The organism is Pantoea agglomerans (genome assembly GCF_020149765.1).
Taxonomy (GTDB): Bacteria; Pseudomonadota; Gammaproteobacteria; order Enterobacterales; family Enterobacteriaceae; genus Pantoea; species Pantoea alvi.
The window spans coordinates 1,907,966-1,920,274 of sequence record NZ_CP083809.1 but is presented as its reverse complement, the minus strand read 5'-3'; the positions used below and the strand labels follow the sequence as shown (position 1 = coordinate 1,920,274).

General features: G+C 57.2%; 12 protein-coding genes and 2 pseudogenes. 8 read left to right on the top strand and 6 right to left on the bottom strand.

Going from position 1 to position 12,309, the window contains the following annotated elements; all coding sequences use genetic code 11:
- Nucleotides 1-231: 231 nt before the first annotated feature.
- A complete protein-coding gene (locus tag LB453_RS11780) occupies nucleotides 232-618 on the bottom strand; it encodes a RidA family protein (protein ID WP_103795877.1) in 387 nt (128 codons plus the stop codon).
- A gap of 163 nt (nucleotides 619-781) precedes the next feature.
- Here LB453_RS11780 and LB453_RS11775 point away from each other — a divergent pair, with 163 nt between their 5' ends.
- The 3 genes from LB453_RS11775 to LB453_RS11765 all read left to right on the top strand — a co-directional run bounded on the left by LB453_RS11775 (nucleotide 782) and on the right by LB453_RS11765 (nucleotide 3,848).
- The gene (locus LB453_RS11775) at nucleotides 782-1,234 is read left to right on the top strand and encodes a GFA family protein (RefSeq protein WP_103795878.1); all 453 of its coding nucleotides are present in this window, start codon (nucleotides 782-784) and stop codon (nucleotides 1,232-1,234) included.
- 186 nt (nucleotides 1,235-1,420) lie between these two features.
- A complete protein-coding gene (locus tag LB453_RS11770) occupies nucleotides 1,421-1,957 on the top strand; it encodes a hypothetical protein (RefSeq protein WP_224481747.1) in 537 nt (178 codons plus the stop codon).
- 346 nt (nucleotides 1,958-2,303) lie between these two features.
- Nucleotides 2,304-3,848: a methyl-accepting chemotaxis protein gene (locus LB453_RS11765; protein WP_103795880.1), complete on the top strand. Its 1,545-nt coding sequence runs from the start codon at nucleotides 2,304-2,306 to the stop codon at nucleotides 3,846-3,848.
- A gap of 544 nt (nucleotides 3,849-4,392) precedes the next feature.
- On the opposite strand, the pseudogene LB453_RS11760 reads toward LB453_RS11765, so the two are convergent.
- Nucleotides 4,393-5,213: pseudogene (locus LB453_RS11760) on the bottom strand (lysostaphin resistance A-like protein).
- Between the two features lie 205 nt (nucleotides 5,214-5,418).
- On the opposite strand from LB453_RS11760, the pseudogene LB453_RS23435 reads away from it, so the two are divergent.
- Nucleotides 5,419-5,613: pseudogene (locus LB453_RS23435) on the top strand (site-specific integrase); the annotation flags it as partial.
- 48 nt (nucleotides 5,614-5,661) lie between these two features.
- Nucleotides 5,662-6,591, top strand: a complete 930-nt coding sequence (ttcA, locus tag LB453_RS11750; RefSeq protein ID WP_103795901.1) for a tRNA 2-thiocytidine(32) synthetase TtcA — start codon at nucleotides 5,662-5,664, stop codon at nucleotides 6,589-6,591.
- 50 nt (nucleotides 6,592-6,641) lie between these two features.
- On the opposite strand, the gene LB453_RS11745 is transcribed toward ttcA, so the two are convergent.
- On the bottom strand, nucleotides 6,642-6,788 hold the full coding sequence (locus LB453_RS11745) for a hypothetical protein (protein ID WP_199187315.1): 147 nt from the start codon (nucleotides 6,786-6,788) through the stop codon (nucleotides 6,642-6,644).
- A gap of 139 nt (nucleotides 6,789-6,927) precedes the next feature.
- Between LB453_RS11745 and LB453_RS11740 the strand changes: the two genes are divergently transcribed.
- Nucleotides 6,928-7,083: a hypothetical protein gene (locus LB453_RS11740; protein WP_181010174.1), complete on the top strand. Its 156-nt coding sequence runs from the start codon at nucleotides 6,928-6,930 to the stop codon at nucleotides 7,081-7,083.
- A gap of 11 nt (nucleotides 7,084-7,094) precedes the next feature.
- On the opposite strand, the gene zntB is transcribed toward LB453_RS11740, so the two are convergent.
- A complete protein-coding gene (gene zntB / locus LB453_RS11735; protein ID WP_103795882.1) occupies nucleotides 7,095-8,078 on the bottom strand; it encodes a zinc transporter ZntB in 984 nt (327 codons plus the stop codon).
- Between the two features lie 119 nt (nucleotides 8,079-8,197).
- Nucleotides 8,198-9,817 carry an ABC transporter substrate-binding protein gene (locus tag LB453_RS11730; RefSeq protein WP_103795883.1) on the bottom strand — a complete coding sequence of 540 codons (1,620 nt, stop codon included), beginning with the start codon at nucleotides 9,815-9,817 and terminating at the stop codon, nucleotides 8,198-8,200.
- Between the two features lie 156 nt (nucleotides 9,818-9,973).
- Between LB453_RS11730 and mpaA the strand changes: the two genes are divergently transcribed.
- Nucleotides 9,974-10,681: a murein tripeptide amidase MpaA gene (gene mpaA / locus LB453_RS11725; protein ID WP_103795884.1), complete on the top strand. Its 708-nt coding sequence runs from the start codon at nucleotides 9,974-9,976 to the stop codon at nucleotides 10,679-10,681.
- Here mpaA and ycjG read toward each other — a convergent pair.
- Nucleotides 10,656-11,639, bottom strand: a complete 984-nt coding sequence (gene ycjG / locus LB453_RS11720) for an L-Ala-D/L-Glu epimerase (protein ID WP_103795885.1) — start codon at nucleotides 11,637-11,639, stop codon at nucleotides 10,656-10,658. The two genes, mpaA and ycjG, sit on opposite strands and share 26 nt — an antisense overlap.
- A gap of 150 nt (nucleotides 11,640-11,789) precedes the next feature.
- Between ycjG and tpx the strand changes: the two genes are divergently transcribed.
- Nucleotides 11,790-12,293 carry a thiol peroxidase gene (tpx, locus tag LB453_RS11715; protein ID WP_103795886.1) on the top strand — a complete coding sequence of 168 codons (504 nt, stop codon included), beginning with the start codon at nucleotides 11,790-11,792 and terminating at the stop codon, nucleotides 12,291-12,293.
- The last annotated feature ends 16 nt before the right edge of the window (nucleotides 12,294-12,309 follow it).

Sequence of the window (12,309 nt, the reverse complement as noted above, 5' to 3'; positions counted from 1 at the left end):
GCGCCTGCACGATAAGATGGATTAAGGCCGCCAGCGATGGCGGCTTTAATCCATCTGGAGTCATAAAATGCCCTGCCGCTTTTGCGCTGAACGCCGGTGTCTGGCAGCCGCTGCATTGCAGCTGGCATTGGTTATATGTGCTATAGCGCCGTGCTTTCAGGCTCTTTAGCTGCCGGTGACTATCCGCTGTGCTTAAAGTGGCGATGATTACGCTTTTCGAGCCGGCGCTTATCATGGTCTTTTTGCTACAATCCGCATTTCAACAAGCGCATTTTCGGGGATAAATTCTGCTACCCCGATGGCGGACCAGGCCGGGTATGGTGCCTTTATATACTCGTCTTTTACTTTCGAAAACACCGCTATATGTTTTTTTAAATCAATATGAAAAGTGGTCATCTCAAGGATGTGCTCATAGCTTAAACCGGCGGCTTGTAAATAAATCCCGAGCTTATAAAAGGCATCATGAAACTGTTCTTCAGGATGCTTGCTGACAGGTTTATCCTTGCGGGCTGCGGTAACGCCTGAAAGATAGAGGGTGCCATCTGCCTCGATAGCAGGAGAGAAGTGCCAGTCGGTGAAATAGTGTTGAAATTCTTCAGGTACTATCGATTTTTTCATGATTTGCTCTCCGGGTGCCAAAAACACGCTATCGGGTGGCGCGGGCTAAGTTTGTTTTATGAGAGTATATCCTCCGCTCAAATCCGGGGGATCACCAGCTGCAACCCCGCCGTACTGTGGCGGGACAGAGACGCACAGCCTCCGCTAACCAGGGAAATATGCGATGAATGACGCTGTTGCAAAAGGAACCTGCCTTTGTGGCAAGGTGGCGTTTCAGCTCTACACTCTGCCGCGAAAATATTATCGCTGCCACTGTTCGCTTTGCCGAAAGCAGAGCGGGACCGGGCATAACCTGGCGACACTGGTCAGCGCCAAAGATTTTGCCTGGGCGGAAGGCGCCGCAGAAGCGATCGCTACGTGGCAGCGTCCTCAGGGGTATCGCAACGACTTCTGCCGATCCTGTGGCAGCACGGTGCCTAATACTTTGCGTAACTCCCCGTGGGTATGGATCCCCGCAGGCCTGCTGGATACCCGCACGGAAATGACGTGCGCCGGTGATTTCTGCCTCGACGATGCGATGCCGTGGGATTCCGTTGCCGGTGAGTGCAGATATGGCGATGCCCCAGCCTCACTGACGCTGTTGCTAACGCTTCTTGATCTCCCCGCCCCGGAATAACAGGGGTTATTCCGGCTTGCTTTGCCTGAAGAACAGATAATAACAGCAGGCTGCCTCTGCTAACCGGCAACCTGCCCGCTTTGTGCCAGCAGTGGCCTCTATAACTCCAACGCGCGGAGAAGGCATGTCCCCCTGAGCCGCCAGGTGTAGAGAAACAGGTTTTCATGCTGTTGTTTCTGTATATCATTGGCAGCCAGCAACGACTCCGATAAGAAATTGAATATGCCTAATGACTTACAGCGTGTGCTAATTATGGGAAACAGCGGTTCAGGTAAAAGCTGGCTGGCTGCACGTCTGTCTGCATTTAACAAGCTGCCTGTTACAGATCTGGATACGCTCAACTGGCAGCAAGGAGGCTACGGCAGAGCCCGGGCTAAAGCCGATGTGCTAAACGATGTTCTGGCGATCGCAGAGAGTGAGCGCTGGATTATAGAGGGCGTCTATGGCTGGATTGCAGAGAAAGTCGCCGCGTATGCTTCACATGTTATATGGCTAACGCCTGAGCCAGCGGAATGTGTTGAAAACATTACAGCCCGCGGGATCAGAAACAGTGGCTCAGTTGAAGCGTTTAAAGCCTTGCTGGAATGGGCCTCCTTATATGAAAAACGAACCGGAATGAGCAGTTATCAAGGCCATCTCTCTGTTTTTTCTCAAGTCAGTCATAGTCGTCAGATAAGGCTGTCCAGCCGTAACGATATAGATCAGTTCCTGACCCGACTCTGATCGGGCCAGTTCAGTACAGGTTCGCTTTTCGCCGAAGCGAACATCGGCCCGGCTGAGGGTCGCGTTATGCTGGCCTCCCTGCCGGTATGTCAGCCCTATTCCCTCGCCACTTCATCCTGCAATGACGTCAGCCGCCGCGCCAGCGAGATCGGCAAGCGGCCTCTGCTGCATGCTGCACCCCGCGTCGGGAAGCCAGCAGACACGCGCATCGCACTCCTTTCCATCTCGTTACGCAACATAAGTCGCTCTCGATTAGATTGATGCCAATTTATTTTGTAAAGGCCATGAAGTAACCGCCTGTGAAGCCGATAGTAACGCTCGGTGATATTAAACAAAGGGAAGTATGATGAAAGTTTCTACCCGTATCGGAACTGGATTTGGATTACTTGTACTGCTCCTGATTATCTGTACAGGAGTTGCATTCAATGGACTAACGCAAGCGCAACGAGGCATGGACGACGTAGTCAACAACAGGATGAAGCGGCTTACTCTTGCCCTGGATATGCGGGGCAATGTGCGGGATATGGCTATTGCTGTGCGCAATATGGCACTGATGAGCTCGCCCGAAGAGATGCAGCCTGAGTGGCAGCGGCTGGAAACGCAGCGTGATAAATATATCAAAGAGCGGGAGCTGCTGGTTAAAAACATGTCGCAAAACGTCACCGCTAACGGCAAGGCTGTGCTTGAAGAAGTGCTGGCCGCTGAGGATGACGCGCTAAAGACGCTGATCAACGCCGGAAAGATGGCTCTGCAGAATAACGATCAGGAGACCACCGCTTATCTGCTGAAAACGGTGCGTCCCGCCCAGCAGCGACTGCTGAAGGGCCTGAATGAACTGGCTGATATTCAGAAGCAGCTGAGTAATGACAGGGTGCATGAGCTAAGCGACACCGTGGCTAACGCCAGGCTGATGCTCGCCCTGCTCTGCCTGTTTTCCGTTATAACGGCGGTGTCAGTTTGCATCGTTATCTGCCGCATACTGATGCGCCAGCTGGGCGGCGAGCCAGCACAGGCTCAGGCGCTGGCCGCCGCCATCGCAGCGGGCGACCTGACGGTGCCGGTTGTACTGCGGCGCAACGACACAAGCAGCCTGCTGGCATCGCTTGATGGCATGAAGGCAAATCTGCGAGGTCTGGTGTCCCAGATCAGGGATGCGTCTGCCTCCGTGGCGCTGGCCGCCGACGAGATTTCGCAGGGCAATACGGAGCTCTCCTCGCGCACCGAACAGCAGGCCGCTGCGCTGCAGGAAACGGCTGCAAGCATGGAACAGCTTACGGCAACGGTGAAAAGTAATACTGAGGGAGCACAGCAGACGGCCGGCTCCGCGCGTGAAACGGCACAGCTTGCTCGTTCAGGCGAGAGAGACGTTCAGCGCATGTCGGAAACGATGAATGCGATATCCGTGAGCGCAGCAAAAGTACAGGAAATTACCTCCGTTATTGAAAGCATCGCCTTCCAGACCAACATCCTGGCGCTAAATGCTGCCGTCGAGGCCGCGCGTGCCGGTGAGGACGGTCGTGGCTTTGCGGTAGTGGCGGGTGAAGTCAGAACGCTTGCCCAGCGCAGCGCAAACGCCGCGTCTGATATTAAGCGACTGATGGCGGACGCCGTAAGCGTTGTAGATTCCGGAGTGACAGCAGCGACAGAAGCCGGGCAGAGCATCCTTAAAATTGTCGGGATGGTTGGCGAACTGGCCGAATCGATGGACAACCTTTCATTTTCCTCCTCCGAACAGATGCAGGGCATATCTCAGGTCAGCATCGCCGTCAGCCAGATGGATGGAGTCACGCAGAACAATGCGGCGCTGGTCGAGGAATCATCCTCCGCCTCCCAGTCGCTCTCTGAGCAAGCCCACTCCCTGCGCACAATGATTGAGGTATTCAGGGTATGACCTGTAAAAAATCGGAAGCAAAGAGGTAGCAGATGCTGCGCAGGCTGAACAGGCGCGCTGATCCGGTGGAAAAGCAATAGCGCTGACACACCTTAACGCATAACGAAGTGCCAGAAGACCTGCCCCAGGCCCGATCTGAAACCTGGGCAGGTTACCCTTTATTCCGGCCTGCGCCACAGGGAACTGACGGCGCGGGCCTGCAGAACCTGCGCTTTGCCGCCCCGAACGACGCGCGGGAAACGCGGAAAAAGGCCTGTCCCGGGCGCAGGCCAGACAGCCAGGGACGCGTGCAACAGCTGCGGTGCCGGGTGCCTCCCGGTGAGTCAGAAAAGCCAGAACCTGACCCGCCATGCATACTTAGCAGTGCATTAAGCTGGCTTAGCCCCTCCGCACAGGGGGATTCACCGCAGCGGCAGCATTTTATATCAGTTTTTTGGGGTTATTCCGGGTGCTGGATCAACGAAGGTGGCATTACCGATTAACCAAAGCTGTAATGCCTGACGTTATTTATTCACCCTCTCTCAGCGCTATTGGTTGTTCCTGCTTAATGCCGACTATAGAAGGGATAAGTGAAGAATAATAAATGAACGCAGTTCAAACCGAAATGAAACATCACTGCAACCCACAATCTCCCGCTCCACATCCATGCAAGCCCATAAATAATCCCGGACAAGCCTGCAAAAAACACCAGCAGCCATCCCCCCGCATAGTGCATCACACCAAATAGCGCTGATGTAATGAGTAGCGCCAGAACAGGCGAGATAAATTGCGTTAACCGCTGCTGCACATAGCCCCTGAACAAGGCCTCTTCAGCCAGGGAGACAAAAAACAGATTGGCAAGAGCAAACTGAGCAAACCAGGCTGGCAAATGCGGTTCAATCCTCAGACCACCCAGTGCAACCCCCAACAGCAACAGCGCGGGAACGGAGACAATTAATAACGCCCAGCCCAGCACGCCCGAATGTTTAGCGGGTTTCGCCACAAATAGCGTTTTCATGCTAATCAGAAGAACGAAAGGAATAAGGGCTTTATCAAAATTATAATACATCGTAAAGAGAGCACTTTGTGAACCCGCAATAACTGAATCCAGCACCTTCGGGTTATCAAACCCCGGAATAAGGTGTAGCGCCAGTGCCAGGCGATTAACAAATTGATGCAGCTAAGCCCCTCTTTTATTTTTCTGCTCTTTTCCCCGACGGATATCATTAAAAGATAGTTGCCAACAACGACTAAAAGTAAAAACAGCGCGTGATAATCAATCACCTGATTAACGTAACCCAGCCCCACGGCCACCGCCAGTAAAAAGCCAGATATAATTTTATTAACCCTGAGGGAAAGGAGTGAAGCCGCAAGAAAATACCACATTATAGATTCTCAATGATAAATACAGACATTGTAACTTACCGATGCTGCATGGGGTGATTTCAAAATTAAAAGCCAAAGCAGCCGGGGAGATTAAAGCGCTATTCCCCGGCAGGGATTGATTTAAGTCAGCACTATGCATTTAACTTCAGGCTGATAGCCATTAACTAATGGCGTCGCCACTGAGTAAAGCCGCCGCCGCACGCATCCGCACGCGCTGAAAGGCGCACAGAAGCCCTGGCCTCTCTCCAGCATAAGATTAGGCTGGGACGCCGCAGTAAAACGTGCTGGCATTCGGCGCCGTAATCCGTACCATACGCGGCATGCTTTTGCCTGCTGATTGTTGTCAGCTGGCGCCACCCCCTCTTTTATAGCCAGTCAGATGGGGCAAAAAAACGTGCAGAAAGATGTTGCCGCTTATCTGCCCCTTTTGGTTTCAGAGACAAATAAAATGCAAGAAAATCAAACGGTTGACAAGAAAGAACAGTACAACCTCAATAAACTCCAGAAGCGTCTGCGTCGTAACGTCGGCGCCGCTATCGCCGATTACAATATGATTGAAGAAGGCGACCGCATCATGGTCTGCCTGTCGGGCGGTAAAGACAGCTATACGCTGCTGGAGATCCTGCGCAATCTGCAGCAGAGCGCGCCGGTTAATTTCTCGCTGGTGGCGGTTAACCTCGACCAGAAGCAGCCGGGTTTTCCAGGGCATATCCTGCCGGAATATCTGGAGTCGCTGGGCGTCGAATACAAAATCGTCGAGGAAGACACCTACTCCATCGTTAAAGAGAAGATCCCGGAAGGCAAAACCACCTGTTCGCTCTGCTCACGTCTGCGCCGCGGCATTCTCTACCGAACCGCCACCGAACTGGGCTGCACCAAAATCGCGCTGGGCCACCACCGCGACGACATTATGCAGACGCTGTTTCTCAACATGTTCTACGGCGGAAAAATGAAAGGAATGCCGCCGAAGCTGATGAGCGACGACGGCAAGCATATCGTGATCCGTCCGCTGGCCTACTGCCGCGAAAAAGATATCCTGCGCTTCTCCGAGGCGCGCAAGTTCCCGATTATTCCTTGCAACCTTTGCGGATCGCAGCCGAACCTGCAGCGCCAGGTGATTGGCGATATGCTGCGCGACTGGGATAAACGCTATCCGGGCCGACTGGAGACGATGTTCAGCGCAATGCAGAACGTCGTGCCGTCGCACCTGGCGGATACCAGCCTGTTCGATTTTAAAAACATTCAGCACGGCGATGCGGTGGTGGACGGCGGCGATCTCGCCTTTGACCGCGAAACGCTGCCGATGCAGCCTGCCGGCTGGCAGGAAGAGGAGGAAGCCGCGCCGGCGGTTCGCCTCGACGTGCTGCAGCTGCCGTAAGCCGCAGCCAGTAAAAAAGGGCGCGCTGTTGAATCAGCGCGCCCTTTTTTTTACTGATGCGGCAGCGGATCGAGGATCGGCGGATAGCCTGGCTCTGGCTGCGGATCCGGCTGCGGGCTCGGCGGCGGCTGCGGTATTGGATCGGGGATCGGGACGGGATCGGTAGGAATCGGATCGCTGGCGATAATGGATGTCATACCCTGCTCCTCTGTGGTCGTTGTCCTTTAAGCATAGGTATAACTCAGCCGCAGGGGCAAAAAAAAGCCGGCGGATAAGGCCGGCGTATCGAATTAAATATGTGCTATGCAGTAATTCTAAAAAAGGAAGTAAGACAATATGGAGCGCAACGCCCATCGCTTGACGTTGCATTCACCTGCGGAACAGATTCTGCCGCTGTTGCACGACAGGGTTATTGACCTCGATCAGCTTTCCTTCCTTTTTTGCCCGCTGCGACGGATTATTGCCCTGCCGTTAACTTTTACAACCTTTTGATTACATTATTGTCACAGCCAGCGCCGCCGCTTCAGCCACCAGGCGACGCCGACAATCATAAGCAGCAGCAGCAGGCAGAAGATACTAAAGCCAAAATGCGAGCTGGCACCCGGCATGCCGCCGAGGTTGACGCCGAACAGCCCGGTAAGAAAGGTTGTTGGCAGGAAGATCATCGCCAGCAGCGACATGGTGTAGGTGCGGCGGTTCATCGCCTCCGCCATCTGCGAGGCGACCTCATCGGCCAGCACGGCGGTGCGCGCCACGCCAGCATCGAGATCGTCAAGCCCGCGCCCCAGCCTGTCTGAGACCTCCTGCATGCGACGGCGGTCGCTGTCATCCATCCACGGCAGCTTCTCGCTGGCGAGGCGTGAATAGACGTCGCGCTGCGGCGTCATATAGCGGCGCATAACGATCAGCTGCTTGCGCAGCAGTGACAGCTCGCCGCGCGCCGGCACGCGCTGGTCCAGCAGCGCATCTTCCAGCACAATGATTTTGTCATGCAGCTCTTCGATAAATTCGCTGGCGTGATCGGTCAGCGCGTCGCAAATGTCCACCAGCCAGCTGCCGCCATCTTCCGGCCCGTTGCCGTTCTGCAGATCGGTCAGCACCGCATCCACCGCATAAACCTTGCGGCGACGCGTTGACACAATCAGCTTGTCGTTGATAAAGACCCGCATCGCCACCAGCTGTTCCGGCCGGGAGTCGGCGTTGTGGTTGACGCTGCGCAGCACGATCATAAACCCGTCGCCAAGACGGCTGACGCGCGGCCGCATGCTGTCGCCCGCCAGCGCGTCGCGCACCGTATCGGGGATCAGCGGCGTAGACTGCAGCCATTCGGCGCTTTGCCGATGGGTATAGTTAAGATGCAGCCAGCAGGGACGTTCACAGTGGATAACGTCCTTATCTTCAATCGGGATCAGGCCGCCCTTGCCATCCAGCTGACAGGCGATAATGGCGTCGGATACCTGTAACGCTTTGCCTTCAATGACGTTCACTCACTTGCCTCACTAAAAAAATCAATACGATACAGTCTAGCGCGGCGCGGTTGAGTTGCAATCCTCAGGCTGTGAGCAAAGGTGTCCGCAGGCGGCCTGCCGGGCAGGCCGCATCGGGCTTAGTGCTTCTCGATCCACAGCTCGCGGCTGTAGGCGACATCTTCAGGGTTATTGATGGGATAGCCCTTCACCCACGGCTTGATGAAACGACCGTTGGTGTACTGATAGACTGGCGCAATCGGCGCCTGTTCAGCGAGGATCTGCTCTGCTTTGTTATAGTCGCTGTTACGCGCATCAGCCTGGGTTTCACCGCTCGCCCGGGCGAGAACCGCATCGTAATCGGCGTTGCTGAAGCGCGCGATATTGCTGCTGTTGCCGCTGGTCAGCAGGCTAAGAAAGGTGGAGGGCTCGTTGTAGTCACCGACCCAGGAGGCGCGAATAACGTCGAAATTGCCGCTGTTGCGGCTGTCGATATAGGTCTTCCACTCCTGATTTTGCAGGGTGACCTGAACGCCGAGGTTCTTCTTCCACATCGACGCCACCGCGATGGCGATTTTCTGATGGCTTTCCGAGGTGTTGTAGAGCAGCGTCAGGTGCAGCGGTCGGCCAGGCCCATATCCTGCGGCGGTCAGCAGCGCTTTCGCCTGGGCGTTAAGCTCCTGCTGGCTGTGCTGCTCAATATAGGACTGTACTGGCCTGAAGCCTGCGGTCACGTCGGGGGTAAAACGCCAGGCGGGCTTCTCGCCGGTGCCCAGCACCTTCTCTGCGATAATGCGGCGGTCGATGCTCCACGACAGCGCCTTGCGCACGCGCGCATCCGCCGTCGCGCCCTTTTGTGTGTTAAAGGCGTAGTAGTAGGTGCCGAGCTGGTCAGGCGTATAAACCTCGCCCGGCAGCGTCTTTTTCAGCTGCGCATACATGTTTTTCGGGAAAGATTCGGTGATGTCGATATCGCCCGCGCGGTAGCGCTTGGTGGCGCTCGACTCTTCGTTAATGGGAATAAAGGTCACTCTGGTCAGCACCGAGTGCGCGTCATCCCAGTAGGCGGGATTGCGCACCAGCACGATCTTCTCATTCACCACGCGCGACGCCAGCTGATAAGCGCCGTTGCCCACCAGCGTGCCCGGCGCGGTCCAGCCGTCGCCTGCGCTGGCGATAACGCGCTGCGGCACCGGGAACAGCGCGACGTTGGCCGCCAGCGCCGGGAACCAGGGCACGGGCCGGTCCAGCGTCACTTTCAGGTGCTGCGCGTCCACGGCGCTGACGCCGAGCCGATCCGCCGGCAGCTCGCCTTTGGTTATCGCGCCCGCGTTGCTGATGCCTGCCAGCCCGGCAAACCAGGCAAAGGGCGAGCTGTTTTTCGGCTCGACCAGGCGCTGCCAGCTGTAGACGAAATCCTGCGCCGTCACCGGCTCGCCGTTCGACCATTTCGCATTGCCGCGCAGCGTGAAAATCCAGGTTTTATTGTCGCTGCTGCTCCAGCTTTCAGCGACGCCCGGCACGATATTGCCCTGCGCATCCTGACTGGTCAGCCCCTCGAAGAGATCGCGGATCACCTGGATTTCCGGCAGCCCCACGGCTTTCATCGGATCGAGCGAGGCGGGCTCATCTTTGATATGGCGGACAATCTCTTGCTTCGCGGCCAGCTGCGCACCGGGCGGCAGCTGCGCCGCCAGCACCGGACTGGCGATGCCGGCGAGGATCAGCGCCGTCAGCGTGTGGCGAAATGTGCTTTTCATCTTCACTCCCTTACCCTAATGAAGCGCTGCGCAACGCACTACCGGGCGCAGCATGACCCCGGCACTGTAGCGCAAATGCCTGAAGGATAAATAGCGATTTTCCGCGCGCGGCTTTTCCGCTACTTTGTCTGCAGAGGGTAACTGAGGAGAAAGCCGATGACGGTGTTACACCCGCGACCACGACGCGGAAAACTTGAGATCCCGTATCAGCGCTACGGCGACAGCGTGCTGGGCGCGCCGCTGCTCTGGTTTCCCGCGCCGGCCGCCGATAGCGACAGCGGGCTCATCCTGGCGGGCACCCACGGAGATGAAAACGCCGCTATCGCCACCCTTTCCGCCGCGATGCGCACGCTGCCGGACCGGCTGCGTCGGCACCACGTGGTGCTGGCGGTCAATCCAGACGGCTGTCAGCTGGGGCTGCGCGCCAACGCGCACGGCGTCGATCTTAACCGCAACTTTCCGGCAGCCAACTGGCAGAGCGGCGACACGGTCTATCGCTGGAACAGCGTCGCGGAGACGCGCGACGTGCTGCTCTCAACCGGAGATCGCCCCGGCTCCGAGCCGGAGACGCAGGCGCTGTGCGAGCTGATCCACGGGCTGAAGCCGCGCTGGGTGGTCTCCTGGCATGAGCCGCTGGCCTGCATCGACGATCCGCGCGACAGCGAGCTTGGCCGCTGGCTGGCGCAGCAGACCGCGCTACCGGTCGTCAGCAGCGTCGGCTACGATACGCCCGGCTCGTTCGGCAGCTGGTGCAACGATCTCGGCCTGCCCTGCATTACCGCCGAGATGCCGGCTATTTCGGTTGATGAAGCCACGGAGCGCTATCTTGAGGCGATGATCAACCTGCTGCGCTGGCAGCGATAACTACCCGACCGGCGCTGACCTGAATGGCGGGTTCAACATCCACCGCCAGCCAGGTCGGCCCGTCCAGATCGGCGAAGCGCGCCGCTGGCACCAGCGGCAGCGCGGCATGGATCGCCCGCGAGGTGCAGATCATGCAGCCAAGCATCACCTCAAGGCCGAGCGCCTTCGCTTCTGCGGCCAGCGCCAGCGCCTCGGTCAGGCCGCCCGCTTTATCCAGCTTGATATTGACCATCTCATAGCGTCCCTTGAGCGCCGGCAGGCTGTCACGGGTATGGCAGCTTTCATCGGCGCAGATGGGCAGCGGATGGATAAAGTTTGCCAGCGCCGCATCCTGACCGGCGGGCAGCGGCTGCTCCAGCATCGCTACGTCCAGATCCGCCAGCAGCTGGCAGCGCGCCGCCAGCCCTTCAGCCTGCCAGGACTCGTTGGCGTCGACAATCAGCGTCGCCTGCGGCACCGCCGCGCGGATCGCCACCAGCCGCTCGGTAATAAAGGTATCGTCCAGTTTGATTTTCAGCAGGGTTGCGCCGTGCTGCCAGAGCGCGCGGGCGCTGCTCGCCATCGCTTCGGGGGTATCGATGCTGATGGTCTGCGCCGTCACCACCTCTGCAGGCGGGTTGACGCCGTTCAGCGCCCAGAGATCCTGACGCTGCTGGCGGCTCTGCAGATCCCACAGCGCGCTGTCGATGGCGTTACGCGCCGCGCCGGCCGGCATCGCCAGCTGAAGGGCGTCGCGCGTCATGCCCTGCTGCAGCCCCGGCAGAATCTCCGCGATCTGCGCCAGCACCGACGCTTCCGTTTCGCCGTAGCGCGCATAGGGGGTCGCCTCGCCGGTGCCTTTGACGCCATCCTCCTCGATCTCCACCACCACCACTTTTGCTTCGGTGCGGCTACCCCGAGCGATGACGAAAGGGGTATGCAGCGGCCAGGACTCGGGATAGCTTTTTACCGTTCTCATACTCTCTCCATGTCATTCGATAAATGCGCGTCGTCTCGGATAATCTGCGTTTAAGGCTCGTAAGCCTTTTATAGATATGTCATAAATCTTTTTTCAAACCATACTTACCTGTAGCCAGTCACGCTTTTTTCTGACGTTTAAGGAATTACTATGTCTCATACTGTACATTTTCAGGGCAACCCGGTTGAGGTTGCTGGTCACTTTCCCCAGCCGGGCGAGCAGGCTAAAGCCTTTTCGCTGGTGGCAAAAAATCTCTCCGACGTGTCGCTCTCTGAGTATGCAGGAAAACGCAAGGTTCTGAATATTTTTCCCAGCGTCGATACCGGCGTCTGTGCTGCCTCGGTGCGCCGCTTCAACCAGCTGGCCAGCGAGCTGACCAACACGGTAGTGCTGTGCGTCTCCGCCGATCTGCCGTTTGCGCAGTCGCGCTTTTGCGGTGCCGACAACCTGAATAACGTCGTCACGCTCTCGACGCTGCGCGGCGCTGAGTTCAAACAGGATTATGGCGTGGAAATTTCTGCAGGGGCGCTGGCGGGCCTGACGGCGCGCGCGGTGGTGGTGCTGGATGAGCATGACAAAGTGCTGTACAGCCAGCTGGTAGACGAGATCACCACGGAACCCGATTACGACGCGGCGCTGGCCGTACTGAAGTAGCTTTTACCCCGGCGGC